Here is a 26,963-nt window from a genome sequence, read left to right as displayed (position 1 = left end):
CGAATTTACGCTATTTTCTGGCTAGTGTGCTTGATCCCAGTTGTCGCCATGACCAGATTCGGCTATCAAAGGCACATCAAGCTGAGCCGCTGACTCCATCAATTCTTGTACTTTACTTTCAATTTCGGCTAAAGCTGACTCTTGAACTTCAAAAACAAGTTCATCGTGTACTTGCATTAACAGCTTCACTCGCCCCTGACCTTGGTTTTCAATCCATGAGTCAACCAGCAACATGGCTTTCTTAATGATATCTGCTGCTGTGCCTTGCATTGGTGCGTTGATCGCGGCACGCTCTGCCGCTTTGCGACGCATACCATTACGTGATTTTATTTCCGGAAGATGCAAACGGCGGCCAAAGATGGTTTCGACATAACCTTGTTCAGCGGCGGCGCTACGTGTGTCTTCCATGTATTGCATCACACCTGGGTAGCGCTCAAAGTAGGTATCCATGTATTGCTGTGCTTCGCCACGTGGAATGCCCAACTGTTTGGCCAAACCAAATGCACTCATGCCATAAATCAGGCCAAAGTTAACGGCTTTAGCACGACGACGTTGCTCTGAGCTCACTTGGTCGATAGTCGTACCCATAATTTCTGCAGCTGTGGCTGCGTGAATGTCTTTTCCTTGCTGGAAAGCGTCTAACAGTGCCTTATCTCCTGAAAGGTGCGCCATAATACGTAATTCAATCTGGGAGTAATCGACCGCCATGATCTTGTAACCATGTGGAGCAACAAACGCCTGACGAATACGACGACCTTCTTCATTACGAATAGGGATGTTCTGTAAGTTAGGATCAGTCGATGATAAACGGCCTGTCGCGGTAACAGCCTGATGATAAGAAGTATGTACACGCCCTGTCTCAGAGTTAATCATCTTCGGCAGTTTGTCGGTGTAGGTTGACTTAAGCTTAGCCAGGCCACGGTACTCCAAAATTAACTTAGGCAACGGGTAATCTAATGCCAGCTCTTGTAGAACCTCTTCATTGGTTGAAGGCGTGCCAGACGGCGTCTTCTTAATGACCGGCAGACCCATTTTTTCGAATAACAGTGCCTGTAGCTGTTTCGGAGAGTTCATATTGAACTCTTGCTCAGCAATCTCATAAGCTTTCTGCTCTAGCTCGTCTAAACGCTGTGCAATTTCCTGAGACTGAGCCGCTAACTTCATGTCGTCAATCAGAACACCAGTGCGCTCAATACGTGATAGCACAGGAACCAAAGGGACCTCGACCTCTTCATAGATGGTTTTCAGTTTTTCGTCTTGTTTAATATTGGCTAATAGGCGATTGTGTAAACGAAGCGTCACATCAGCATCTTCCGCCGCGTATGGTGAGGCTTGCTCCAATTCAATCTGGTTGAACGTAAGCTGCTTTTTGCCTTTACCCGCTATCTGCTCAAAAGAAATACAGCTATGCTGTAGGAAGCGCAATGCTAGACTGTCCATGTCATGCTTACCACCGACACTGTTGTATACATAAGACGCCAACATGGTGTCATGCTCAATGCCTTTCATCTCAATGCCATAACGAGCCAATACCGACGCATCGTACTTTAGGTTCTGTCCCACTTTCGCCTGAGCATCATCTTCAAGAATCGGCTTCAATTGTTCTAAAACCCAGTCAAGTTCTAGCTGCTGCGGGGCATCAAGGTAATCATGTGCCACAGGTACGTATGCAGCGATGCCTTCTTCTGTCGCAAACGACACACCAACCAGATTAGCGACCATGTAATCGAGGTTGTCGGTTTCGGTATCAAACGCAAAAACGTCCGCCGCTTTGAGTTTATCCAACCAAGTGATGAATGCCTGTTGGTCAAGAATGGTTTCGTACTGACTGCGATCGATGGTCACTGCAGAGGTGTCAATTTCGCTGGCTGTCGCAGAGACTCCTGCCCCCGACGCTGCACCGGACTTTTCATCTGCCAAGACAACACCCGTACCACCTTCGAGTAATTCATTGAGCCAGGATTTGAATACTAACTGGCCATAGAGTTTGATCAGTTCGTCAGTATTCGGTTCGGCCTTGAGCAGTGAATCTGGTGTTTCATCCAGCTCAACATCCAACTTAATCGTGGCGAGCTCGTAAGAAAGAAACGCTTCTTCTTTGTTATCGACCAGCTTTTTCGCCATGGTCTTCGAACCACGGAACCCAAGCGGTGCGATGTCATCAAGGTTGTCATACAGCGTTTTCAAGCTACCGATACCTTGCAGTAACGCGGTTGCGGTCTTATCACCGACACCCGGCACACCTGGGATGTTATCAACTTTATCGCCCATCAAGGCGAGATAGTCGATAATCAGCTCTGGTGGGATACCAAATTTTTCAATCACGCCTTCTCGATCCATCACCACATTGGTCATGGTGTTGATCAGCGTCACGTTGTCATCCACCAACTGCGCCATATCTTTATCGCCAGTACTGATTAACACTGGCATCCCCGCTTGTGATGCTTGGTAAGCTAATGTACCAATGACATCATCAGCCTCCACACCTGGTACACAGATTAAAGGCAGACCCATTGCACGAATCACATTGTGCAGAGGTTCAATCTGACAGCGGAGATCATCTGGCATTGGCGGACGGTTGGCTTTGTATTCCGGGTACATCTCATCACGGAATGTTTTCCCTTTTGCATCAAACACCACAGCTATGCGTTCAGACGCGAACTGGCGCATCATACTGCGCAACATATTCACAACGCCATAAACCGCATTAGTCGGGATATCACCATTGCTCATAGTGCCCGGATAAGCATGAAATGCGCGGTAAAGATAAGAAGAACCGTCAATCAAAATCAACGGGTTGTCAGGAATACGAGCCATAGTCTTTAAGCATCCAAAGAAAAAAGATCTGCCTAGGATGCCATGACTCTTTCAGTGGATCCATTTTAACTCTGCCTGCACTACTCACACATTTAACGAATAATCCTCTGAACCGCACCCCAATCTGTGGATAACTCTGTTTATATTATTTACCCCCCAATACTGAAATCAGTCACAAAACTGCAATTAAACATTTTAATTAATTGATATTTAACAATAAATAATTAGATCCAGCATCATAATAACGATCCGAACATGATCTTTAACTGTGGAAAAGGTCATCGGTGTCCTTTTATACAGCCATGAATTTTAGACATAAAAAAAGCGACATCTTATCGATGTCGCCTAGCAAAAAGGGGTTAAAGCTTATTCAATCGAATAGTGCGCTTTACCATAAAGCTATAAATTACACTGGAAGCAATGTGAGCAATGTCGTGTCAAAAAGAACTAGTGCAAGTTCAATTAAGTTCAGTGTCATCACCGTCTCCAAGTTGAATCTGGTAACTCGACGTCCTTGTGAACTTCTCTTATTCCCTAAGACGAGATAAATAATAATTATTCTCATTTATCTCGTCAACCCCTAAATGAGAAAAAATCTCATTTAATTTTTATGACAGGGCTAAAACTGTTTCACGAAGTGAATTCTTGATTCGACGAGAGGATCTTTTACTTCAAATTTTTCAATTAGATAGCCATTCCTAAGCAAGAGTCTCAACATGGAAGGAAATTGATTACGAGATTTCACCTTAAGTTTAGAATAAGCGTGTTTTTTGACCCAGATCTCCTGATAATCGAGCAGCTTCTGTGCTACCCCCTTATTTCTAGCCAATGGTGATACCCCACCAAACCAGCTATAAAATGTGTTTTCGTCGATCTCATATCCAATTTTAAACCCAAGTAATTGGCCATTTTCTTCAGCCACTTGAATAAGGTGCCGCTTACCTTCTAATCGTTCGGACAAGCTTTCTACGCTTTCTTTGTGTATGAACTCTTTGATAGTCGCAACAATCTCAACACACTCTTCGAGTGTGCCAAGTCGATATTCAACGCTCATCGCTCCTCCTTAAACAACAAAGGCTGGCAAAAGCCAGCCTTTTCATCTTTGTAAACTGAGCTATTCGGCGTCTTTTAGAAACTGAGCAGGCTGAGCATTTTCTTCGGCTAACCACTCAGCGACATCTTTAGCAAAATAAGTCAGGATGCCGTCGGCTCCTGCGCGCTTAAAGCAAAGCAGTGATTCCATCACAGTCTCGCGCTCTTTAAGCCAACCATTTTGGAATGCCGCCTTGTGCATCGCGTATTCACCCGATACTTGATAAGCGAACGTCGGGACTTGCAGTTCCGATTTAACACGGCGCACCACGTCAAGATATGGCATACCCGGTTTGACCATCACCATATCCGCGCCTTCGTTGACATCCATCGCAACCTCGTGCACCGCTTCATCACTGTTGGCCGGATCCATCTGGTAGTTTTTCTTGTTACCACCTTTAAGGTTCGTCGCTGAACCGACTGCATCACGGAAAGGCCCATAGTAGTAAGATGCGTATTTCGCAGAGTACGCCATGATCTGAGTATTGATATGCCCTGCTTCTTCCAACGCTTCACGAATCGCACCAATACGGCCATCCATCATATCAGACGGCGCAACGACATCAGCGCCCGCTGCCGCATGGGACAAAGCCTGTTTGACCAGAACTTCTGTCGTCGCATCATTCAGGACGTAACCTTCATCATCGATGATGCCATCTTGACCATGAGTCGTGAACGGATCCAATGCCACATCGGTAATTACGCCAATTTCTGGCACATGCTCTTTCAAAGAACGAACCGCGCGCTGAACCAAACCCTCTGGGTTGTATGCTTCAGCCGCACACAAGCTTTTTGCGTCCTGATTCACCACAGGGAACAATGCAATCGCCGGCACACCGAGTCTGGCTAAGTATTGTGCTTCTTCCAACATCAGGTCGATAGACAGGCGCTCAATTCCAGGCATAGAGTCAACGGTTTCGCGGCGGTCTTTCCCCATCAAAATAAACATTGGGTAAATCAGATCGCTTGCGGTTAATTGATTCTCAGCCATGAGGCGACGACTAAAGTCATGCTTGCGTATACGACGCATGCGACGGCCAGGGAACTGACCTTGAATGGAAACTGACACTCTGTTCTCCTTGTGTGGTGAAAGTGCTTGATTTGCATAATATCACTCTTGTGTGGTGACGCTAGCGGCAAGCGATAAAAATGCAAAAAATGACCAAATGCTCACACTGCCGTATACTCTGGCCAATCCTGCTTTAGAGAGACAAATCATGATCGATACTCACGCCCATATCTATGCTAGCGAATTTGATAATGACCGCGATCAAGTGGTAGAAAGAGCCTTAGCTCAAGGAATAGACAAAATCCTGCTGCCTAATATCGATCTAGATTCTATTGAGCCTATGCTAAAAACCGAGGCGGCCTATCCTCAGGTGTGTCGCTCTATGATGGGGCTTCACCCATGTTATGTCGATGGCAATGTTGAACAGACACTGCAAGTCATTCGCCATTGGTTTGAGAAACACAACTTTATTGCTGTAGGGGAAATCGGCATCGATCTCTACTGGGATAAGACTTATAAAGCCGAACAAGAAATGGCATTTGTCACCCAGCTCAACTGGGCTAAAGAGATGCAATTACCTGTCGTCATTCATACCCGCGATTCCATTGAAGAAACGCTCCAACTGCTTAAGCAGGAACAGGATGGATCGTTGTCTGGTGTTTTCCACTGTTTTGGTGGCAGCATTGACGAAGCAAAAGCGATCAATGGATTAGGCTTTCACCTCGGCTTGGGTGGGGTATCGACGTTTAAAAATGGCGGGATGGATAAAGTCATTCCGTCGCTGGATATGGACTATGTGATCCTTGAAACGGACTGCCCTTACCTAGCTCCAGTGCCACACCGCGGCAAACGCAATGAACCTGCATACACATCCTTGGTTGCCCAGCGAGTCGCTGATTTACGTGACATCAGTGTCGACCAAGTCGATGCCATCACCACATCCAACGCTACTCAACTATTCCAGCTGTAGTACAAAAAAGGCTTGCCAAGTGGCAAGCCTTTTTCTTAGATCATAACCTGATATCAGGCTTCTTCTTGTTGCTCTTCATCGTCACTCTTACGCACATAGAAGCGGGCAAAGAACAGGCCAACCTCAAACAACAAGCACATCGGGATCGCGAGCAACGTCTGCGAAATCATATCCGGCGGCGTCAGCATCATGCCGACGATAAACGCACCAACGATAATGTATGGGCGCTTTTCGCTTAAGCTTTTCGGATCCGTCGCCCCCGTCCAGCACAACAATATAATCGCAACCGGCACTTCAAACGCAATACCAAAGGCTAAGAACAGCGCCAGCACAAAATCGAGGTAACTGGAAATATCCGTAGCGAACTCTACACCGCCCAGTGATATCGCCGTGAAAAAGCCAAACACCAGTGGGAATACCACGAAGTACGCGAAAGCGACGCCACAATAGAACAGCAGCGAGCTGGAAAACATCAGTGGCATGATCAGTCGTCGTTCATGCTTGTACAAACCGGGAGCAACAAACGCCCAGACCTGATAAAGAATGTACGGCACAGCCACAAAAATTGACGCGATTAAAGTCAGTTTAAGTGGTGTGAAGAAAGGCGATGCAACATCGGTCGCAATCATTGTCGCCCCTTCAGGTAAGCGTTCAACGAGAGGCGACGAGACAAACTCATAGATGTCATTCGCGAAATAGATCAGGCCAATAAACACCACTAGAACGGCAACAATCGCTCGTAACAGGCGATTACGCAGTTCTAGAAGATGGCTGATCAAAGGTTGTGTCTGCTCTACAGAAGACATGAAAACCTCTACTCTAAAAGATCGAAAAGGAGCTGCTCACAGCAGCTCCCCTAATACGAGACTATTCGGCTTTTTTATCTGCCTGAGGTGCTGGCTCAGTATCCAGTGACTCGACCGCGTCTATGGAGTGTTTCGCTTCTGTAATGGACGGTTTATCCATTTCAGTTTCAACGCTGGTAGGCGTTGGAGCGCTTTTACTCGCATATGGGCGTTGCACATCTTGCGCGGCTTGCTTGAGTTCTTCAACAGAAGACTTTAGCTCTGGTGATAGATCTTCCATCCCCATTTTCTCAGCTTTACGCAAGTTTTCTTGCAGTTCCTGAACCTTTAATTCATGCGAAAGCTCGTCCTTCACACTGTTTGCCATGTTTTTCGCTGCGCCGATAAATCGTGACACACTGCGAATCGCATGAGGCAACCGCTCTGGACCGAGAACCACCAGCCCGACGACAGATATTAATACCAGTTCCCAGAAACCGATATCAAACACGTGTTACGCCTGCTCTTTGTCTTTCTTGGTTTCAGCAGAAGCTTCAGCTTTCTGCTGCTCAATGTTTTTTGGCTCAAAATCCGCGTCTTTTTTCGCCGGATCGTCATCGTTCATGGCTTTCTTGAAGCCCTTCACTGCGCCACCTAGATCACCACCGATACCACGTAGTTTCTTAGTACCGAACAGAAGAATAACAATGACAGCAATAATCAGAAGTTGCCAAATACTAATACCACCCATTTTTTATACCTCGGGTCTTATTAAACAAATTATTTCAAGAGCTTAACGTCTATTGACGATAAGCTCGCCAACTGAGCAACCAAAATGTGACACCACCGATAGCGCTTACCATGGATAGCTGCTCATATGCACTGTTGACCAATATTGCCGAGCATACGACTAATGTGGCCCCAATACCAAATAAAAATTTCCCCGTTGCCTGCTGACGTTTCGTTGTACGGTAGCCTTGATAAAGCTGATCCATACGCTGATTCATCATCTTGCCCTGACGTAAACTGTCATACAGTAGCTCTGGCAATTCAGGCAACTTCTCTGCCCAAAACGGTGCGCGATCTTTAACTGCATTAATCACCGCCTGCGGCCCTACTTGATTCATCATCCATTTTTCAAGAAATGGCTTCGCAGTTTCCCACAAGTCAAGCTGTGGGTAGAGCTGACGTCCCAAGCCTTCTACATACAATAAGGTTTTCTGCAGCAGGACCAACTGTGGCTGCACTTCCATATTGAAACGACGCGCGGTGTTAAACAGATTCAGTAATACATGTCCGAACGAGATTTCACACAACGGCTTCGCAAAAATCGGTTCACACACAATGCGAATGGCGAACTCAAACTCATCAATGTTCGTTTCACGTGGAACCCAACCTGATTCTACGTGTAACTCAGCCACACGACGGTAATCACGATTAAAGAAGGCGAGGAAGTTTTCCGCCAGATAGCGTTTATCCTCACTATTCAGCGTTCCAACAATGCCACAGTCCAAACCAATCCATTGTGGATTGTCCGGGTGCTCGGGGTTAACAAAAACGTTGCCCGGATGCATATCGGCATGGAAAAAGCTGTCGCGGAACACCTGAGTGAAAAAGACACTCACACCACGCTCGGCCAAGAGCTTCATATTGGTGCCGTTGGCCTTCAAGCCTTCTATGTCAGAAACTTGGATGCCGTATATTCGCTCAGAAACCATGACAGTTTCATTACTAAAGTCCGTAATTACTTCAGGAACATACAATTCATCACTGCCTTCAAAGTTTCTTCTCAGCTGAATCGCATTGGCCGCTTCTCGTCGTAAGTCCAACTCATCAAGGAGCGTTTTTTCATACTCACGCACCACTTCAACTGGTTTCAAACGACGTGCTTCAGGAAGTGCTTTGGCGACTATACGCGCCATTCGGTACATCAGTTTTAGATCTGCATCAATGACCGGACGAATATCTGGCCGGATAACCTTCAATACCACTTCTTGGTTAGTCGACTTAAGCTTGGCGGTGTGGACTTGAGCGATCGATGCGGAAGCCAGTGGTTTGATATCAAAATCGGTCAACCAATTTTCCAACGGGCCACCTAACGCCAGCTCAATCTGCTCTTTAGCTAACTGACCGTCAAAGGGAGAGACTTGGTCTTGCAGCAACGCCAGCGGATCGGCAATGTGCGCAGGGAAGAGGTCACGTCTGGTCGACATCATCTGACCAAACTTGATCCATACTGGACCAAGCTCCTGCAGAGCAAGGCGTAACCTTTCACCTAACTCTTTGTCAGCATGTTGGTTTTTAATCCAAAACAGCGCTTTTCGAGCAAGCAGAGGGCCTTTGGTTAACTGGTGATTAGGCAGCAGTTCGTCGAGACCGTATTCGAGCTGAACTTTGATAATGCGGTAAAGTCGTTTCAGTTCAGCCGGAGTCATGCGCGCTCCAGTAGCTGATTTAACTTAGCTTCAACACGAGCAGCCTGACTTCTGACGTCGTCGACCTGATCGCAGAAATGCGCAATTTCCAACGGCGCTGGCGCCAGCTTCCACTCTTCAGTAATGACCTGAGCAAGGTGGTTCTGGTGCTTATCCGCTTTCGCTTTGACAAACTGCCCTAAGTTGGACACGCCTTGAACTAAATTGTGCGCGACTACATCACCTGTGACGCGCGAAAGCCATTCTTCAATATCTGGTTTACAGTCCGTCATGAGTTGAGAGAATTTTTGTGCCAGCTGAATATCCCCTTCCAGTATCACTTTGTCTTGCTTAATCAACTTGGTGATATTGGACTGGTCACGCAGCTCTGGCAATACCGATAGGTTCAATGATAGGTAGCAGTCTGGCTGGCCTTCGTAATTCACCAAAACATCAATTTGCTGGCTGAAGATAAAAGTCAGTGTCTTATTGAGCTCTTTGAGGTGAACTTGAATCACCTGTCCTTTAAGACGAGCAAGACGACGCCCCAACTCAGGGTCGTCGTTGATCAGTGTATTGAGTGTCGATTCAATCGCAGCAGTTACAAGAGGTTCAAATGGCATAACGATCCTTTAACCTCAGAATTTGTAGCCACGATGGAGCGCAACAATGCCACCCGTAAGATTGTAGTAGCTGGTATTGTCAAAGCCGGCTTCTTCCATCATACCTTTAAGGGTTTCTTGATCCGGATGCACACGAATAGACTCTGCCAGATAACGATAGCTCTCAGAATCATTCGCTACCAACTCACCCATTTTCGGCAATAAGTGGAATGAGTAAGCATCATAGAGTTTTGACAGAGGTTCAAACACAGGCTTAGAGAATTCGAGCACAAGAAGACGACCACCAGGCTTCAAAACGCGGAACATTGAGCGCAGGGCTTTGTCTTTATCTGTCACGTTACGCAGACAGAAGCTTATCGTAATGGCGTCAAAGTAATCATCTGGGAAAGGCAGCTCTTCGGCGTTAGCCTGAACATAATGCACGTTACCAACAATGCCATTATCACGCAGTTTGTCACGACCAACATTCAGCATTGAGTTGTTGATATCAGCCAGAACCACATGTCCCTTTTCACCCACGATACGAGAAAACTTCGCGGTTAGATCGCCAGTCCCTCCCCCCAAGTCCAGCACGCGTTGACCAGGGCGTACGCCGCTACAATCAATCGTAAAACGCTTCCAAAGGCGATGCACACCACCAGACATTAAGTCGTTCATGATGTCGTACTTAGCTGCAACAGAATGGAATACCTCTGCTACCTTGGTGACTTTTTCTTCTTTGGCGACTGTGGTGAAACCAAAATGCGTGGTTTCATTTGATTCTAAAGCTGTATTCGACTGCACGCTTGTATCTGTCATGATGATTCCTCTTCGAGCAACGCTATGAATAAATACGACTGAGCGCTGCGGGCGATTAGTTTACTTTATCCTCAGTCGGATGTCTTTCAGCGATAGAATCATTTTCACTCACCGAGTTGTTTTCTGTGAGCCCATCATATTGAGCCAGTTCTGTCAGGCTCGAAGATATTGGTTTTTTTACCTCAACACCAAGCTGCTTAAAGCTTTCAGCTTGGCGAATCACATTTCCTCGGCCAGTGGCGAGCTTGTTCATCGCACCTTGATAATTCTGGTTCGCTTTATCCAGCGCACCACCTAAGCTTTCCATATCATCAACAAACAAGCGCAACTTGTCGTAGAGCTTACTGGCTCGCTCAGCAATGACTTGTGCATTCTGATTCTGTCGTTCGTTGCGCCACAAGTTATCGATCGTACGCAATGCCACCAGCAAGGTTGTCGGGCTAACTAGAATGATATTTTGCTCCATCGCATCCTTAACAAGATCTGGGTCTGCCTGAATCGCTACCTGAAACGCTGGCTCAACGGGAATAAACATCAGCACATAGTCGAGGCTCTGAATCCCTTTAAGCTGATGATAGTCCTTTTGTGACAGCCCTTTAATATGATTCCTAACCGATAGTAAGTGTTCACTTAAAGATTGCTCTTTATCTAACTCTGATTCGGCGTTGAAATAGCGCTCATAAGCGACCAGGGTCATTTTTGAATCAACAACCACTTGTTTGTCTTGCGGGAGGTAGACAATCACATCCGGCTGATAGCGTTTACCCGCTTCGTTTTGCAGGCTCACCTGAGTCTGGTATTCGTGCCCTTCACGCAGTCCAGACTCTGCCAAAACGCGAGCAAGGACGACCTCTCCCCAGTTACCTTGCTGTTTATTGTCGCCTTTGAGGGCCTGAGTCAGGTTGACTGCTTCACGCGTCATCTGTTCATTGAGGCGTTGCAGGTTCTTCAGTTCATAAACTAAGGTGTGTCGCTCCTTGGCTTCAACCGTGAAGCTATCGTTTACCTGCTTCTTAAAACTATCGAGTTGTTCTTTTAAAGGAGAAAGTAAACCTTCAAGACTCTGTCGGTTTTGTTGGTCGACTTTGGCAGTCTTTGCTTCAAATAACTGATTGGCCAGATGTTCAAATTGCTGTTTAAGACGAGATTCGGCTTGTTCCAGTAGTTGCAATTTGTCGTGGTTGGCTTTGTTCTCTTCTTGATGGCGAGCTTCTTGCTCTCTAAGTTGAGCCTCTAGTTGAGCTTTCTGATCGCGGCTTTGAGTCAGTTCCTCAGCATATTGTTGTCGCTCTTGCTTAACTGCCTCGAAGTAACGCAACTTTTCCAATACTGCCATCAATTTACCGTGCGACTGTTTGAGCTCATAAGCAGCTTTATCACGCTCACTATCTAGCTCGTCCAGTTCCTGCTGTGCTTGTTCTAGCTCTTTTTGTAACTGGCTGATCTGTGTTGTTGCCAGTTGCTGGTTGGATTCAAGTTGTTGTTTCAAAAGCTGTTGATCAAAACGTGTTTTCTGCCTGATCCACCAGCCCACTCCGACTCCGCTGATCGCCGCACTGCTAATAGCGCTGATAAGTAGGGCTTGGTTATCCAGAATCCATTGCATAATAAAGGGTTAACTCTTATTTCATGTACTGTTTCAATGGTATTTTACCACTGGATAAATGTCCAGTTTGTCGGCTAGATATCGAACAGCTAGACTAGGTGCTCTTAATTCTACCTACCATCAGTCACCAACAAGTCTAACGTTGGTTTTTATGAAGGAACATCATGAACGAGCGCCATGCTTTAGGTTTTGGTCTGTCTGCCGTCTTGCTTTGGTCTACTGTCGCTACGGCTTTTAAATTGACTCTCGCCGAACTTACTCCGATTCAAATGGTTACCGCGGCTAGCGGGGTTTCTGCTCTCGCTCTAACCGCCGTGTGTGCGCTGCAAGGTAAACTGTCTTTATTATCCCGTACTTTCTTCGCCAACCCTTGGTATTACTTGCTACTTGGTTTGATCAATCCATTGGCGTACTACGTCATCTTATTTAAAGCCTATGATTTACTTCCCGCCTCACAAGCACAAGCGATCAACTATAGTTGGGCTATCACTTTGACTCTGATGGCCGCCGTCTTCCTTGGCCAAACAATCCGCAAGCAGGACTGGATAGCCTGCACGCTGAGTTACTTTGGCGTGATTGTCATTGCCACTAAAGGCGATGTGCTGGGCCTGAGTTTCGAGAGCCCGCTAGGGGTGGGACTGGCTTTGCTATCAACTCTGCTTTGGGCCAGCTACTGGATACTCAATACCAAAAACAAAGCCGACCCTATTGTCGGCGTATTACTCGGTTTTTTGGTTGCAATACCCTTCGCAATTGGCCTGAGCCTATACGAAGGCACCAGTTGGAACAGTATTTCTCTGCAAGGTTGGCTCGCGGTCAGCTATGTTGGCCTATTTGAGATGGGCGTAACCTTCGTACTGTGGCTCAGCGCACTCAAACTGACGCAAAACACCGCACGTATCAGCAATCTGATATTCGCTTCACCGTTTATTTCTCTGGCGTTGCTGGCAACTGTCATTGGTGAAGAAATTCATCCTACAACCTTGGTGGGCTTAATGTTGATCATTGCAGGGCTTGTGATCCAGCAGATCAAATTCGGCAAGAAAGATCTCACACGGCCTGTGAGTTAACATTTTTAAAACAACTGGTAGGCCATCTCACTTCCCTGACCTCGCACTTCATCAATTTTCTCTGTGAAGTCTGGGGAAATTTGTAACGCGATCGCCGCTTTGTGTTGGCTGAGATAACTCTGCTTTTCATCACTACTTAGCATTGAATCCCACTGATGATCAATATCACGTGCTAAGAACATCAGACAAGCTAGTCGCTTCGACTCCATTGCTTTGTTCGGGTGATTCACATTCGCAATCGCGTCAATGAGTTCAGAAGGAAATTTCCAGCTTTCAGCTAACGCAGCACCCAGTTGCTGCGCATCAGTACCTAACACATCTCTTTGTACTTCCACGGGCTTTTCACCATCTTCCACGCGACGGCTGATCTTCACTGCTTGTTCAGGCTCCAAAGAGTGAATCATCAGTTCACCAATATTATGAAGAACGCCAGCAATAAATGCCTCATTGGGATCGACTTTGGCTTGTTTGGCAATGGTACTGGCAATAGTTGCGACTTCAAAAGTGCTTGCCCAATAGTCTTTGATGTTAAGGGTTTCCAGCTTGGGGAAAGTGGAGGCTAGAATCGAAGAAGAAATTAAATTTCGAATCGCACCAACGCCAATACGCACGATCGCATCATTGATGTTTGATACCCCTTTTACGCCACCAAACTGTGCTGAATTTGCCATCCTTAGCACACGCGCTAACAATACCTGATCCATGGCCATTTTCTTTGCCAGTTCCCCAAAATCGATTTGCTCCCTGTTCACCATCTCCAGCAATTCCTGAAGCACACTTTCGATTCTAGGTAGTTCATTGATTCTTGAGATCAGCGCTTGATAGCTCATATACCACTCCTTAAGCACGTTCTGTTCTCATTTACTATAGGACATAAATTGAGTAAAAGATTAATAACGGAGGTGCAGTCGCACTATTGCTAGTGTGTATATCGCAACCAATTTCAATGGCTTTCGCTGCAACGGCAAAGATTGCGCCACCGATAGACACCCGATATGGTGGCTATTGTGCCTTTGGCGTTGCTATGGGTAAAAAGTTCGAGACCGAACCAAAAGCTTGGAAGATAGAAAACGGCAAGTTGTATCTCAATCTAGATAAAACAGTGCAAAGTCCTTGGTGGGAAAACACTCAAAAGTTCATTCGGTACGCCTCTTTTTCCGCGTTCCATCCTATATTCATTCTCAGCTCTAATAAGTCTCCTAAATCACATCAATACAAGATGTCAATTCAATGAGACAAAGTCGATAATTGATTAAAAAATATTCATGCGGTTGAACCAGCATAATAGTATATTGATACTCTCAATAACATTTGAGATGACAACAATAACTATAAAACGCTGGCTGTATGATTATATTTCACTCCGTTCAGAACAAACTTTCTAACACACAACGCGTCATTAAGATTGGTTATCGTGAAGCACAGGTGCTTGACCTGCTACTCCAACATTCCCCAGAGGTCGTCAAGAAACACGACATTATCCAGCATGCATGGGGCAGTGAGTACATTGGTGATACATCGCTCGCTAAAAGCATCAGTACACTGAGGCAAGCCTTAGTTAAGCTTGGTGCTAAAGAATCTCCGATTGTCACTGTGCCTAAAGTCGGCTATCGACTCGTCAGCCACTGTATTGACTATGCCCCCACAGAACCGATCCCAGACCTATCCACTGCCAAATCGACTCCCGAACTATCCAGTTCGGCTTCCATATCAAATCGTCGCCTCACATCTAATTTATCTTTTAGTGAGTGCAAATCACCCGTGTGTTACGTTGCAGCAATAGCGCTGCTATTTGCCTCCAGTATTTTGGCACTCAGTAAGGTGCATGGCTGGCGCTGGGAGGATATTCCTACTGATAAGTACCTGAATCAGCATAGCGTCGGCCAACTTCAAGTCTTTACCGAATCCCACACTCAACTCAGCCTACCACTGCGACAACTGCTATCACAGAACCAATGTGATTGCGTGGTTTACATAGAAGAAAACGCCCAATTTTCAGAACTGTCATGGTTAGATAGACAGCGTCAACAGGCGATTAATGTCTTCTACACACCTGACCAACTAAAACAGGTATCCGTTCAGATTGAACGCTTTTTACAGGAGGGAAAACAATGATCCCATACTTCACATTGATCATCGCCACGGTCATCTTTTCTATTGTCCTCAGCCTACCTTGGTCCAATCGTATTGAGGATCACCGTTACCAGCACAGCGAGATTCATATTCAATCAGACAACCATATTTTTCGTTCAGATGGGATAACACGAGTTGACAACAACAAGATCGTTCATCTTGCCTCACTTCAAGATGACAAGATGGAACAGCCGATAGTAATTCGTTTTGAAGGACAAGCAGAGTCGTTCAGCCAGTTTGGGTTTTCACTCTCTGGTATCATTAATCTACTCTCGGTCCATAAGTTAAGACCTGTTATGAATGATGCCACCATCTCGCCATATCTGCTGCTCAATGACGACCCTTACACTCTTGATATCGACATCCTTTATTCGGCTAACTGCTTCATAATAGTACGTGATAGAAAAACGGGTCGGACTCAACTGCTCGCTAAACGCTAAACTTACGTGCTCAGTCTTTACTTGGGCTAGTCTCTCTGTCTTTCCCCTATTTAAACACCCAACAATTTTCTAAATCTCATCGAAGCAAGATCACAATCAGCACATAACCCATACTTAACTTGCATGTAATATACAAAACAAATAATACAAGTCATTGAATTTTAATGGTAATAAAATTCAACTCTTTTCAGTACTGTAAATAATATGACTATGGAAAGGTAAACCTGTTGCTTTTAACAAGCAGCCAACAATGACAACACAACATCATAAAACTAAGAAAAGTTACGAAAGGAAACGTCTATGTCTACGGTGAAAAAACATGTGTTATCAGCTGCGGTTCTTTCCGTCCTGTCTGCTGGGGTACAAGCTAAGATTTATCCTGACCAGTTAGTACTTGACCAACTGGGTGAAGATGTCTGCCGTTCTGGCTACCGCCCGATTGACCGCTTCGAAGCATCCGAACAAAAGGACTACATTGTTTCTCGAATGGGTCAGTGGCAAATCGCTGGTTTAAAAGACAATTGGGTGATCATGGGACCTGGCTATCATGGTCAAATTAAGCAGGATAATCCCAATGGCAGTACTTGGTGCTACCCTGACGATGCTTTGTCTGAAATTCCAAGCTACGCCTCAAAGTCCATTCCAGAAGGTGACGAATTGGACATTCAGTATGAGCTGGTGACCAACCACTCTAATTTTGTTCGCCCTTTGAGCTATCTCGCTCATTACCTTGGTTATGCTTGGGTTGGGGGCAATCATGGCCAATATGTCGGCGAAGATATGGATGTCAGACGTGAAGGCAACGGATGGGTGATTCAAGGTAACAATGGCGGCTCATGTAACGGCTATCGCTGCGATGAAAAAACCAAAATCACTGTCGATAACTTTGCCTATACCCTCAATGACAGCGATTTCTGGCATGGAACTGTAACCGAGTCTGATCGCCAGCTAGTGAAAACCGTGACGGCGATGGCTCGCAACCACAGTAACATCCCGCAACAGGTGGTCGTGGATCTGAAAGTCGATGAGTCAACCAATTGGTCAAAAACCAATAGTTATGGCTTTGCTCAGAAAGTATCGACAGAAAACACGTTTAAATGGCCTTTGGTCGGCGATACCAAGCTAACCATTACCCTAGAAGCCAACCAAAGCTTCGCTAATACCAATGGTGGTTCCAGCAGCGAACAGGTAACGCTTCAGGCAAGGCCTACGGTTCCCGCGAACTCGGAAATTCCAATTCGTGTCGAGCTCTACCGCTCTAGCATCTCTTATCCATATCGCTTTGGCGCAGATATCAGCTACGACGTCGAATTTAATGGCTTCTTGCGCTGGGGTGGCAACGCTTGGCATTCTCACCCAGACAACCGTCCATACAAAGCTCACACCTTTACAATGGGACGCGGTAGCGAGAACTCGGCAGATATTCGTTATCAATGGGATCACCGTTATATCCCAGGTGAAGTCAAATGGTGGGATTGGAGCTGGGCCATCAATGAAAATGGCTTAGGTAATATGCAGTACGCGACTGGAGCAAGCCTACGCCCGTTTTACTCTCATGTTTCCGGCGATTTCTACGCGGAATCTCAATTTGCTGGCACGATCGAAATAGGTCAAGCCACACCGATTGGCAACGCAGCACAAAGCAGCCGCGTCAAACGCTCTGCGGAAGCTCTGGTTAGTGAACATATCGGTGATATAGAAGTCACAACCAACTTTGACGCACAAGAACTTGAGGCACTTGGCTTTGGTGATGCTCAACTGACCATCACTCCTGCTAAATAACTTGCCTGTAGCCCGAAACACAAACGGAAGAGTTCCCCGCTCTTCCGTTTTTTTAGTAGGGATTTATACCCACTGGCCAGCTACAAAACCGGAACTCCAACACCACTGGAAGTTATAACCTCCGAGCCAGCCCGTCACATCCATGACTTCACCGATGAAATACAGGCCTTTGATCTCCTTACACTCCATCGTTTTTGAAGACAGGTGATCGGTATCAACACCACCTAGCGTTACTTCCGCAGTGCGGTACCCCTCGGTGCCGTTGGGCGCGATGGTCCAGTTTTCTAATTGCTGAACAATCTGCTTCAACTGATTGATACCGAATTGCTTAAGTGGCAAATCGATCAGCACTTTACGCTCAATCAACACTTCAACCAAACGCTTTGGCAAGACTTTGGCCAAGGTGTTTTTCAGGCTTTGATTTGGGTGCTTTTCCAGAGAACGATTCAGCAAGGTATCTAGATCCACTTCCGGCACTAGATTCACGGTTACCGCTTCGCCAGGCTTCCAGTAGGACGAAACCTGTAAGACAGACGGACCAGATAACCCTCGGTGAGTAAACAATAAAGCTTCTTTGAAAGTGGTATTGTTTTGCGTGGTGATTTCGACAGGAATTGCAATACCAGACAGCTCGGCAAAGTCCTCTTTATCCTCTTTGTGTAAGGTAAATGGTACCAAGCCCGCCGTTGTCGGCAGCACAGGCAGACCAAACTGCTCTGCCACTTTGTAGCCAAAGGGCGTGGCACCCAGTTTTGGCATCGACAATCCGCCAGTCGCCACGACCAAGGACTGACATTCAATCACATCGGTATTGGCGTGCAGCTCAAAGCCCGTGTCCGTTTTTTCAATATGGTGAATATCTTGACGATAACGTTGTTCGACGGTTGGTAAATCACACTCGGCCAACAGCATTTTGACTATGTCTTTAGAGTCGCAATCACCGACACAGAACAGTTGACCATGATCGCGTTCTTCAAACTGAATTTCATGTTTGTAGATCATCGAAATAAAGTCCCAGTTGGTGTACTGGGCAAGCGCCGATTTGACGAAATGCGGATTACTGCACAGGTAGTTTTTGGCCGATACATCGTAGTTAGTGAAATTACAACGCCCACCACCCGAGATAATAATCTTGCGGCCCGGTTTCTTAGCGTGATCCAGCACGAGGACTTTCCGCCCACGCTTGCCCGCTTCTGCAGCACACATTAATCCTGCCGCACCTGCACCGATGACGACGACATCAAACTTTTCCGCCATGACCTTTTCTCAACCAAAATCCAATAAAAAAGGATGTGCATTTAGCACATCCTTAGCCAGTTTCGACGCTATTCTAGCGATAAATGGAACGCTTGCCAATTCACCAATTATAAGATGAACGCTGCAAATAAAGTGACGCCGAGTAGTGAAGTAGAAAGAATAAAGAGTTCTCTGACTCGTTCGCACTTGCCGGTAAACACTTCGTCATGATGATGGTGATATTCTCTACTCTTCAGGTAATGAAACAAGCGCACTTGTTTAGAAACATTGCCATGAGTGGTGAAGAAACCATTCCCATCAACTTGCTGATAGAGCAGCGGGTGGGCTTCACGCATGATATAAATAAGAGAACGCAGTGCAGTCAGGTATCTGAGCATATTTACCAGCGTTATCAACATAAGCGTGAATAAAATAGTATCAGCATTGATCATCTTTTCCTCCCTACTCTTCTACCCTCAGCCCAGAAGAAAAAGACGATCGATTTAGCGCGTCTTTCGCTGAAGTTTATTCAGCAGAGGCATCCATGATAGAAGATGAACCTTCTTTCGCTAGAGCGGCTAGGTCTTTGTCGATAAAGAACAGCGCTTTGCCGTCTTCACCAACCAACTCTAGCTTATCTAAAATCCCTTTGAACAACTTCTCTTCCTCGTGCTGCTCAGCGACGTACCACTGCAAGAAGTTGAAAGTAGAGTAATCTTGGGACGTAAAAGCTAGGTGAGCAAGCGTATTGATTTTCTGAGTTATCATCTGCTCATGCTCATAGGTTTCACGGAAAACATCGCCTAAGCTGCCGAATTCATGTTTTGGTGCATCGATCGCACCTAGAATTGGCATCGCGCCAGTCTCGCTCACATAAGTGAATAGTCGCTGCATGTGCTCCATTTCTTCTACGGCGTGTGTACGTAAAAACTCAGCAGCACCCTCGAAACCGTTGTCTTCACACCAAGCACTCATCTGTAAGTATAGATTGGATGAGAAAAATTCGAGATTAATTTGCTCATTCAATTGATCAACCATTGCCTGTGAAAGCATTTATCACTCCTAATTAACTCGATAAACTTTTATGAACTATATCATTAGCTCACAATAACACTTTGACGAATGAATGTGGATCTGAGATCACTGCGACAAAAATATTCTGACCTTAATGCTAACCTTTGATTAGATACTTAAATGGAGATAGCACTATGAGTTATCAGCATATTTTAGTTGCCATCGACCTGTCCGAAGACAGCAAAACCTTAGTCGATAAAGCGGTAGCCCTTGCCAAACCTCTCGGCGCCGATGTCTCTTTCATTCATATCGATGTCAACTACGCAGAACTATACACTGGCTTGATTGATATCAACTTGGCTGAAACCCAGCATCAAGCAATTGAAGCATCTCAACAACAGTTGAAAAACTTTGCCGAGCACGCCAACTATCCGATCAAACATACGCTGGTGGGTAGCGGTGATTTGAGTAATGAATTGTGCGATACCATCCGAGAGTTCAATATCGACATGGTGGTATGTGGTCATCATCAGGATTTCTGGAGCAAACTGCTCTCGTCAACCCGACAATTGATCAATTGCTCTCCGGTTGACATGTTGGTCGTGCCACTTAAAGACTGATCGCAGCATCGTTTTCGTATAGACTGCAGAGCAGTTATTGATAATGAGTATTAATTATGGGTTATCTATCTGCAGTCACCCTTTTGTGGGCTTTCTCGTTTAGCCTAATCGGCGTTTATCTCGCTGGTCAGGTCGATTCATGGTTTTCTGTACTGATGCGCGTTGCGCTGGCGAGTTTGGTATTTCTTCCATTCCTCAAGTTTAGGGGGGTAGATAAATCTTTGATCATTAAGCTGATGACCGTGGGTGGTTTCCAGCTTGGCTTAATGTATTGCTTCTACTACCAGTCTTTTCTTTTGCTCTCCGTGCCAGAAGTTCTACTTTTCACCATTTTCACACCGATCTACGTGACCCTAATTTACGATTTACTTAAACGTCGCTTTTCTCCTTGGTATTTGGTCACTGCCGTCATTGCTGTCGCTGGCGCAGCGTTTATTAAATTCGCAGGTATTAATGAAAACTTCATTCTTGGTTTCCTTGTCGTTCAAGGTGCTAATGTCTGCTTTGCCATTGGTCAGGTAGGCTACAAATATTTGATGGAGAAACAGCCGGTTGAATTGCCGCAGCATACAATTTTTGGTTATTTCTACCTAGGCGCTCTGTGTGTTGCCTTGGTGGCTTTCGCGTTAATGGGCAACATCGAAAAGATGCCGACTACCAACACGCAATGGGGCATCCTGATCTACCTTGGACTGATTGCTTCAGGTTTTGGCTACTTTGCCTGGAACAAAGGAGCGACTATGGTTAACGCTGGTGCTCTCGCGGTCATGAATAACGCACTGGTTCCTGCAGGACTGATCGTCAATATAGTGATTTGGAACCGAGATGTTGATCTCGTCCGCCTATCAATTGGTGGTACGATCATCATGCTGTCGTTGTGGATTAACGAAACATGGGTCAAACGCAAAGTTGCCCAAAGTTATCACTCGGTAAGCGAATAAAAAAACGCTCTCCAACTGGAGAGCGTTTTTTTATCAATGCATATTGGACGTCGATGCGGGTTCAAACTGCTCAGGCGACAAACTCAGAGCAGGTTTCCGACTGAGTTGAGCCTTGATTCGAAACTCGTGCTTTTGCAATTTATGTTGCTTCTTAACTAGCTTTAAGAGCTTCTTCTGCTGTTTATACTGTTTCTTCAGCGCTTTCTTGGCCTTCTTAATCGCTTTCTTGTCGGACAAATCCAGCGTCAGCTCGTCGGCAGTGGTTTTGGCTGCTGTAGATACCTTAGGCTGAGCCTTCTCTTTGACCCGTTCAAGGACTCGGCGAACTGCTTGGGACTTCTGTTCAGAAAGTTGACTTATTTGATTATCTTGCGATGGCAAGGCTTCCGCTAACAAACCACAGGCGCGTTGCTGCTCTATAGGTTTGTTCTGGCACTGCTGAGGAGGAATGGCTGCAGGTTTGCACAAGGAAGCTTTATCTGCTGAAGAACGAGCACAAGAACGACAGACAAACTTAGGTGCAACCACCAAACGATGGATTTCATTCAATCCATCAGCTATTTGCTTACGATTCATCTTACAAAGTCGTTTAGCCATGCTACTACTCCAGCTAAGAATACGAATAATTCTTAGTATGATATACCTGCATGGTGACGAATAAGCAAGCACTAAATAACACTGTCAAATACGATTGAGTGCTAAGTCATTGATGCATTCACATAAACGTCAAAACGATTTTTTTTCGTCTCAATTGCCATCGCGGGCTTTTGCCCATTCAGCCACTCTGCGTAGTCAGGTCTCTTAACCACCACCCTTTTACTCGCAAGGGCTAACGCAGGTTCTAACAGCTTATCAGCATCCAGATCGGCACCTACTAAAGACTGAAACACTCGCATTTCTTTTTTAACTAGCGCACTTTTCTTTTTACCTTCTGGATGTGGGTACATCGGGTCTAAATACACCACATCAGGTTTAGCAAACTCAGCGTCGTTAGCCAGAGATTCTAGGGCGTTATGGCTAGAGGCATGAAGTAAGGACATTCGCTCACTGACCCAGTCTCCAATTTCTGGGTCCTGTTTCGCACGTTCAAGGCCATCATCAAGTAATGCAGCCACAACAGGATGGCGTTCTACCATTTGCACTTTACACCCTAGTGAAGCGAGTACAAACGCATCACGCCCCAGCCCAGCTGTGCCATCAAGTACTGTAGGAATCACACCTTTATTCAAACCAGCGGCTTTTGCAATCGCCTGCCCTTTTCCACCACCAAACTTGCGCCTATGAGCCACTGCCCCACCCGCTAAATCGACGCAGATAGCGCCCAACTTAGGCTCATCAACTTTACGCAGCTCTAAACGTTCCGCAGTCAGAACCAACGCAAAAGCGCTTTGTTCATCATGTGATAGCCCCCAGCGTTGAGCCAACTGATTCAGTTGCTCATTTCGGTTCGGGTCTTCACTAATGAGTTGTAACTGCACGATGGGCTCCATTGGGGGTCATGTTGTCGGGCCGCCAGTGTAATGGATTTTGCTATTCGACACTACGCTTGTTGTTCAATAGCTCTGCTACTAGCGCTTCTAGTGGCTTAGGCTTACCAATAACATAACCTTGTGCGTAATCCACACCCAATTCCACCAGCAGATCAATGATACGATTGTTCTCAACGAATTCAGCAACGGTTTTTTTACCCATCTGTTTAGCTAAATCATTGATTGAACGGACCATTAGGTGATCAACTTCATTGACATCAATGTCGCGTACAAACAAGCCATCAATTTTCACGATATCTACTGGCAGTTTTTTAAGATAACCAAACGAAGAGAGGCCAGAACCAAAGTCATCGAGTGCAATTTTGCAACCCAATTGCTTGAACTGAGAAAACAGATCGATAGCCTGGTTCATGTTGCTCATTGCCGCTGTTTCTGTGATTTCAAGACAGATTTTCTCGCACGGAACAGAACTGTACTGAAGCTTATCCAGCAAGAAGGCAATAAACTCCTTATTTCCCATCGAGTGGCCAGATAAGTTAATAGAACACATGCCAAGATTCGCTAACGCCACGGGATTGGCAGCTAGCCAGTCTAACGTTTGAGTGACCACTTGTTTATCTAACAATTGAGCAATATTGTAACGCTCTGACGCTGGCATAAAGATACCCGGCGAAATGTATTCCCCTTCGGCATTGCGAATACGGATCAGGATCTCAAAGTGCATCAGTGTATCGTCTTGGTTCAAAGCGATGATCTGCTGAGCAAACAATTCAATCCGATCATTCGCCAGCGCTTTATGTACTATGCTGACACATTCCATTTCCTGTTCACGTCGACGTAAATCTGCATCATCCTGACAGTAGAGGTTATAACGGTTGCGCCCTTCCTCTTTGGCGGCATGACAAGCCGTATCAGCCTGAGCATGAACCATTTGCGGAGAATCCGCAGTATGGTCGATCAAACGTATGCCTATCGAGCAAGTCATGTTGAGACGAATGTCGTCCCAGACAAAAGGCTGCTCACCAAGCGTCATCACAATGGTATTGGCAACATTTTTGGCATCACGCTCGGTACAGTCTTTGAGTAACACAGCGAACTCGTCTCCGCCCATACGCGCCAAAATGGCGTTATAAGGTAGCACTTCTTCCAACATACTGGCACAGAACTGAATGGCGGTATCACCTGCTTCGTGGCCTGCTGTGTCATTGAGAACTTTGAGTTGGTCGAGATCCAAATACAACATCGCATGAGTACGTGTGTAGCTTTCTACCTCCAGCAGCGATTTCGCTAGCTCCATTTCGAAATGGTTGCGATTAAACGTACCAGTCAGCAAGTCATGGCGCGCCTGATACTCTAGCTGCTCCGCTAGCTTCTTGGTTTCTGTAATATCCTCACCCACAATCAGTAAATGTCCTGATTCGATAAGTGGACGAATATTCTCTCGAATCCATACTGGTTTGTCATCGGCATGACGGTACTCAATTTCACGCCGCCACACTCCACGCATTGCCTGCTTGGGCTGTAACAATACCTGACGAGGAATAATCGCATCGGAATGCAGATAAAACTCACTCAATCGATGGCCAAGCACTTTATCGGATGAAAAGCCCAAAAGCTGCTCCGCAAACTGATTTACCTGTTGGATGCGATTGTGCTCATCGAGAGTAATCATCATCACAGGTTGCTGATCGTAGTAATGGCTAAGGTTAACTTCTCGCTGGTAGAGTCGAGCCTCAGTTATCTTCCTAGAAGTTATCTCACGCGCTTCTAAAAGATATTCAGCGCCTTGACCTGTCTCTGGTAAAGGTTTTAAAGATACTTCAAGCACCATAGCTCCCTGCTCTGGATGCCAAATTTCCGCTTCAAATTGAGTATTTTGGTTTTTCTGGTGGCCGTTAAAATAACGCTTCAGTTTGTCAACCGCTTGGTCTTCCCAGTGCTGATGCTGCCAAATAGGTCTGTCTATACTGAAGTCCTGATGATAAAGAAGATCCTGCAACTTACTGTTGCTTGAAATAGTTCGACCTTGGCCATCAAGTAAACCGATGAAGTGATAGCTCTGGTCAAACACCATCTCAATTAGCGTCTGGCTCTCTTTGGCCAGAGCCTCACTTTTTTTCAATCGGCTCAAGTAATAAATCAAGACCAGAATAACGAGAGAAAGAAAGACGACTAGACTGCCAATCACTTTAAGTTCTTTCTGATACCGAATAGCAAAAGACTGAGGTTTGTTGAACAAGGTTGTAGCAACCTCACCATCGATACCCAATCCCCATTTAACAACAGCTTGATAATCGAGTTTTATTTCAGGAGTACCCACTTCTACTTTGGGTAATTCTCCACTATTCGCCTTGAGTACTTTGATAAGTTGCTTAGCTGTTTGTTGCCCCTGTGTCCGGCCATTTAAAATAACGCCACCTACAGCCCCATTGCCAAGCCCGAGGTCATGCACCATATAGATAGGAGACTTGGATACCTGATTGAACCTCTTCCAATTTTTATCTGTCGCAATCCGACCTTGCTTATCTCGGTAATACACCCAAAACAACACACTACTGGTAGCATCTAGGTTGGAAGAAAAATCAATTAGTTGCTCATAGCTTTCAGGCACTAACTGCTCAACCATATGCTGATATTGATTATTGAGAGCGAGAAAGCGTTCAACTTGTAACCTCACTGCTTCTCCTGTCACCGAGTAGTCACTAACGACATAAATCTTCTCTACTTTCGGTTGAATACGCTCAATCAAGTTAACGTTGCTGTAAATATCAATATCTTCAATCACGCCCGTAGCTCTGAGCTGCGAGTGCATTTGTGGGCTGTAGTTGTTGATGCCTCCAAATATCACTGGAGTATTACCCACTTCAGGGGCGAGCCGTTGGATGAGATTGAGGGCATTATTGTCGCTGACAACGATAGCAGCAAAGGTTTCTTGAGAAAATTTGGTTTGATAGAGCTTATAAAGCTGCTCCAAGTATGCAGGGTTTTGTAGTCGTTTCGAATCTAGATACACCACTCGCGTGGTGATATCTTCCCCTGATAACACGTCTTCAAGACCATGCTGAAAAGCGTCAGTCCAAAAGAAACCTTGATGATAAGAATGAACAATTAGTACATCTTTGTCTGTCGCATGTGCATGTGAAAGGACTGTCGAAAATACGGCTAGAAGAATCAGGCAAAAGCGCACTAAAATAGCTCTCAGGTGAGGTTAACAATTACTTTAATATTATCACTCTTGTTGATATTTTGAACACATACATAGCGTTAAGTAGGGATAAAGATGCAAACTCAGCATAACAAGCTCGACGAGCTTGACCGAGCGATCTTAAAAACACTAATGGAAAATGCCAAAACCGCCTATGCGGAAATGGCAAAAAAGTTCGAAGTCAGCCCAGCGACTATTCATGTGCGTATCGAAAAAATGAAGGCGGCAAACATCATACAAGGCACAGAAGTCATCGTTGATACCAAAAAGCTGGGCTACGATGTATGTTGCTTTATCGGCATTAACCTCAATGCTGCACGTGACTACCATTCGGCGCTTGAAAAGCTCAATGCTTTGGAAGAAGTGGTTGAGGCTTATTACACTACTGGGGCTTATAACATCTTCGTAAAATTGATGTGTCGTTCGATTGAAGAGCTACAGTATGTTCTGATTGATAAACTGCAAGCTATTGACGAGGTGCAATCAACTGAAACCTTAATTTCTCTGCAGAATCCTATCAACCGTAACGTCAATCCATAAACAAAAGGCCCGCATGATGCGAGCCTTTTGCTATTTGGATTCGAAATATTTTTTCAGTTCTTCTGCCGAAATACCTTGCTCTGCGATATTTTTTGCAATTGAAGCTGTCTCTTCCTCTTTTCGGTCATCAACCACTTGCTGAAACTGATATACAATATCACGCAACATATGAAGTGGAACTTGCTTCGCCGCACTGCGAATGCGCTCGCCACTTTGATTGCCTAGCTCGTTTAACAGTTTCCCAAACATCACTTTTTCAGGAGCATCTTCCAGTTGTTCAAGTACACGAGCCATTTCATAAGTTGTCATCGACATCGAGGTTTAGTATCCAAAATAGTTATTAGAAGTGAAGCTCAAATATACAATGTTTTTTTAGTT

At 45.5% G+C, this 26,963-nt stretch carries 26 protein-coding genes and 1 pseudogene; 9 read left to right on the top strand and 18 right to left on the bottom strand.

The features are described 5' to 3' along the window. Positions 1-21 precede the first annotated feature (21 nt). The 3 genes from polA to hemB all read right to left on the bottom strand — a co-directional run bounded on the left by polA (position 22) and on the right by hemB (position 4,978). Positions 22-2,817, bottom strand: a complete 2,796-nt coding sequence (gene polA, locus OH455_RS21220; RefSeq protein ID WP_269982725.1) for a DNA polymerase I — start codon at positions 2,815-2,817, stop codon at positions 22-24. Between the two features lie 619 nt (positions 2,818-3,436). Then, positions 3,437-3,871, bottom strand: coding sequence for a GNAT family N-acetyltransferase (locus tag OH455_RS21215; RefSeq protein WP_269982724.1), 435 nt, complete (start codon positions 3,869-3,871; stop codon positions 3,437-3,439). Between the two features lie 60 nt (positions 3,872-3,931). Next, positions 3,932-4,978: a porphobilinogen synthase gene (gene hemB, locus OH455_RS21210; RefSeq protein WP_269982723.1), complete on the bottom strand. Its 1,047-nt coding sequence runs from the start codon at positions 4,976-4,978 to the stop codon at positions 3,932-3,934. Between the two features lie 148 nt (positions 4,979-5,126). Here hemB and OH455_RS21205 point away from each other — a divergent pair, with 148 nt between their 5' ends. Beyond that, positions 5,127-5,888, top strand: a complete 762-nt coding sequence (locus OH455_RS21205; RefSeq protein ID WP_206371095.1) for a TatD family hydrolase — start codon at positions 5,127-5,129, stop codon at positions 5,886-5,888. A 53-nt stretch (positions 5,889-5,941) separates the two neighbouring features. Here the strand turns inward: OH455_RS21205 and tatC are convergent, their stop codons facing one another. The 7 genes from tatC to rmuC all read right to left on the bottom strand — a co-directional run bounded on the left by tatC (position 5,942) and on the right by rmuC (position 12,114). After that, the gene (tatC, locus tag OH455_RS21200; protein WP_045977535.1) at positions 5,942-6,694 is read right to left on the bottom strand and encodes a twin-arginine translocase subunit TatC; all 753 of its coding nucleotides are present in this window, start codon (positions 6,692-6,694) and stop codon (positions 5,942-5,944) included. A 61-nt stretch (positions 6,695-6,755) separates the two neighbouring features. Continuing rightward, positions 6,756-7,184, bottom strand: coding sequence for a Sec-independent protein translocase protein TatB (gene tatB / locus OH455_RS21195; protein WP_045977536.1), 429 nt, complete (start codon positions 7,182-7,184; stop codon positions 6,756-6,758). A gap of 3 nt (positions 7,185-7,187) precedes the next feature. Further along, positions 7,188-7,424: a Sec-independent protein translocase subunit TatA gene (gene tatA / locus OH455_RS21190; RefSeq protein WP_045977537.1), complete on the bottom strand. Its 237-nt coding sequence runs from the start codon at positions 7,422-7,424 to the stop codon at positions 7,188-7,190. Between the two features lie 49 nt (positions 7,425-7,473). Continuing rightward, positions 7,474-9,108 (bottom strand): ubiquinone biosynthesis regulatory protein kinase UbiB, encoded by a 1,635-nt coding sequence (gene ubiB / locus OH455_RS21185; protein WP_045977538.1) that lies wholly within the window; start codon positions 9,106-9,108, stop codon positions 7,474-7,476. Then, positions 9,105-9,710: a ubiquinone biosynthesis accessory factor UbiJ gene (locus OH455_RS21180; RefSeq protein ID WP_269982722.1), complete on the bottom strand. Its 606-nt coding sequence runs from the start codon at positions 9,708-9,710 to the stop codon at positions 9,105-9,107. The genes ubiB and OH455_RS21180 overlap by 4 nt, the downstream gene beginning before the upstream one ends. Positions 9,711-9,725: 15 nt before the next feature. Further along, positions 9,726-10,508 carry a bifunctional demethylmenaquinone methyltransferase/2-methoxy-6-polyprenyl-1,4-benzoquinol methylase UbiE gene (ubiE, locus tag OH455_RS21175; protein ID WP_269982721.1) on the bottom strand — a complete coding sequence of 261 codons (783 nt, stop codon included), beginning with the start codon at positions 10,506-10,508 and terminating at the stop codon, positions 9,726-9,728. A gap of 55 nt (positions 10,509-10,563) precedes the next feature. Next, positions 10,564-12,114 carry a DNA recombination protein RmuC gene (gene rmuC / locus OH455_RS21170; protein ID WP_206371099.1) on the bottom strand — a complete coding sequence of 517 codons (1,551 nt, stop codon included), beginning with the start codon at positions 12,112-12,114 and terminating at the stop codon, positions 10,564-10,566. Between the two features lie 164 nt (positions 12,115-12,278). On the opposite strand from rmuC, the gene OH455_RS21165 reads away from it, so the two are divergent. Beyond that, the gene (locus OH455_RS21165) at positions 12,279-13,184 is read left to right on the top strand and encodes a DMT family transporter (protein ID WP_269982720.1); all 906 of its coding nucleotides are present in this window, start codon (positions 12,279-12,281) and stop codon (positions 13,182-13,184) included. A gap of 5 nt (positions 13,185-13,189) precedes the next feature. On the opposite strand, the gene OH455_RS21160 is transcribed toward OH455_RS21165, so the two are convergent. Further along, positions 13,190-14,014 (bottom strand): HDOD domain-containing protein, encoded by an 825-nt coding sequence (locus OH455_RS21160; RefSeq protein ID WP_206371101.1) that lies wholly within the window; start codon positions 14,012-14,014, stop codon positions 13,190-13,192. A gap of 161 nt (positions 14,015-14,175) precedes the next feature. On the opposite strand from OH455_RS21160, the pseudogene OH455_RS21155 reads away from it, so the two are divergent. The 4 genes and pseudogenes from OH455_RS21155 to OH455_RS21140 all read left to right on the top strand — a co-directional run. Further along, a pseudogene (locus OH455_RS21155) lies at positions 14,176-14,418 on the top strand (hypothetical protein); the annotation flags it as partial. 113 nt (positions 14,419-14,531) lie between these two features. Next, complete coding sequence (locus OH455_RS21150) at positions 14,532-15,299, top strand: winged helix-turn-helix domain-containing protein (protein WP_269982719.1); 768 nt, start codon at positions 14,532-14,534, stop codon at positions 15,297-15,299. Then, positions 15,296-15,757 (top strand): hypothetical protein, encoded by a 462-nt coding sequence (locus tag OH455_RS21145; protein WP_269982718.1) that lies wholly within the window; start codon positions 15,296-15,298, stop codon positions 15,755-15,757. The genes OH455_RS21150 and OH455_RS21145 overlap by 4 nt, the downstream gene beginning before the upstream one ends. 300 nt (positions 15,758-16,057) lie before the next feature. Continuing rightward, positions 16,058-17,539, top strand: a complete 1,482-nt coding sequence (locus tag OH455_RS21140; RefSeq protein WP_206371104.1) for an aerolysin family beta-barrel pore-forming toxin — start codon at positions 16,058-16,060, stop codon at positions 17,537-17,539. Between the two features lie 63 nt (positions 17,540-17,602). Here OH455_RS21140 and OH455_RS21135 read toward each other — a convergent pair whose 3' ends face one another. The 3 genes from OH455_RS21135 to ftnA form a co-directional block, all read right to left on the bottom strand. Next, positions 17,603-18,796 carry an NAD(P)/FAD-dependent oxidoreductase gene (locus OH455_RS21135; RefSeq protein WP_269982717.1) on the bottom strand — a complete coding sequence of 398 codons (1,194 nt, stop codon included), beginning with the start codon at positions 18,794-18,796 and terminating at the stop codon, positions 17,603-17,605. 107 nt (positions 18,797-18,903) lie between these two features. Continuing rightward, on the bottom strand, positions 18,904-19,227 hold the full coding sequence (gene uspB, locus OH455_RS21130) for a universal stress protein UspB (protein ID WP_045977548.1): 324 nt from the start codon (positions 19,225-19,227) through the stop codon (positions 18,904-18,906). A 73-nt stretch (positions 19,228-19,300) separates the two neighbouring features. Continuing rightward, complete coding sequence (gene ftnA / locus OH455_RS21125) at positions 19,301-19,828, bottom strand: non-heme ferritin (protein ID WP_045977549.1); 528 nt, start codon at positions 19,826-19,828, stop codon at positions 19,301-19,303. A 155-nt stretch (positions 19,829-19,983) separates the two neighbouring features. On the opposite strand from ftnA, the gene uspA reads away from it, so the two are divergent. Further along, the gene (gene uspA / locus OH455_RS21120) at positions 19,984-20,409 is read left to right on the top strand and encodes a universal stress protein UspA (RefSeq protein ID WP_045977550.1); all 426 of its coding nucleotides are present in this window, start codon (positions 19,984-19,986) and stop codon (positions 20,407-20,409) included. Positions 20,410-20,465: 56 nt separating this feature from the next. Continuing rightward, positions 20,466-21,350 (top strand): carboxylate/amino acid/amine transporter, encoded by an 885-nt coding sequence (locus OH455_RS21115; protein WP_206371106.1) that lies wholly within the window; start codon positions 20,466-20,468, stop codon positions 21,348-21,350. A 33-nt stretch (positions 21,351-21,383) separates the two neighbouring features. On the opposite strand, the gene OH455_RS21110 is transcribed toward OH455_RS21115, so the two are convergent. The 3 genes from OH455_RS21110 to OH455_RS21100 all read right to left on the bottom strand — a co-directional run bounded on the left by OH455_RS21110 (position 21,384) and on the right by OH455_RS21100 (position 26,027). Then, positions 21,384-21,947: a hypothetical protein gene (locus OH455_RS21110; protein ID WP_269982716.1), complete on the bottom strand. Its 564-nt coding sequence runs from the start codon at positions 21,945-21,947 to the stop codon at positions 21,384-21,386. Between the two features lie 101 nt (positions 21,948-22,048). Continuing rightward, the gene (locus tag OH455_RS21105) at positions 22,049-22,828 is read right to left on the bottom strand and encodes a class I SAM-dependent methyltransferase (protein ID WP_045977553.1); all 780 of its coding nucleotides are present in this window, start codon (positions 22,826-22,828) and stop codon (positions 22,049-22,051) included. A gap of 52 nt (positions 22,829-22,880) precedes the next feature. Next, entirely contained in the window at positions 22,881-26,027 is a 3,147-nt protein-coding gene (locus OH455_RS21100) for an ABC transporter substrate binding protein (RefSeq protein ID WP_269982715.1), read from the bottom strand. A gap of 93 nt (positions 26,028-26,120) precedes the next feature. Here OH455_RS21100 and asnC point away from each other — a divergent pair, with 93 nt between their 5' ends. After that, positions 26,121-26,585: a transcriptional regulator AsnC gene (asnC, locus tag OH455_RS21095; protein ID WP_269982714.1), complete on the top strand. Its 465-nt coding sequence runs from the start codon at positions 26,121-26,123 to the stop codon at positions 26,583-26,585. Between the two features lie 30 nt (positions 26,586-26,615). Here the strand turns inward: asnC and tsrA are convergent, their stop codons facing one another. Beyond that, positions 26,616-26,900, bottom strand: a complete 285-nt coding sequence (gene tsrA / locus OH455_RS21090; RefSeq protein ID WP_269982713.1) for an H-NS-like global regulator TsrA — start codon at positions 26,898-26,900, stop codon at positions 26,616-26,618. Positions 26,901-26,963 lie beyond the last annotated feature (63 nt).

The sequence above is a fragment of the Vibrio sp. T11.5 genome (assembly GCF_027587155.1).
Taxonomy (GTDB): domain Bacteria; phylum Pseudomonadota; class Gammaproteobacteria; order Enterobacterales; family Vibrionaceae; genus Vibrio; species Vibrio neptunius.
The sequence above is the reverse complement of the archived record's forward strand: the minus strand, read 5'-3'. Positions and strand labels throughout refer to the sequence as shown.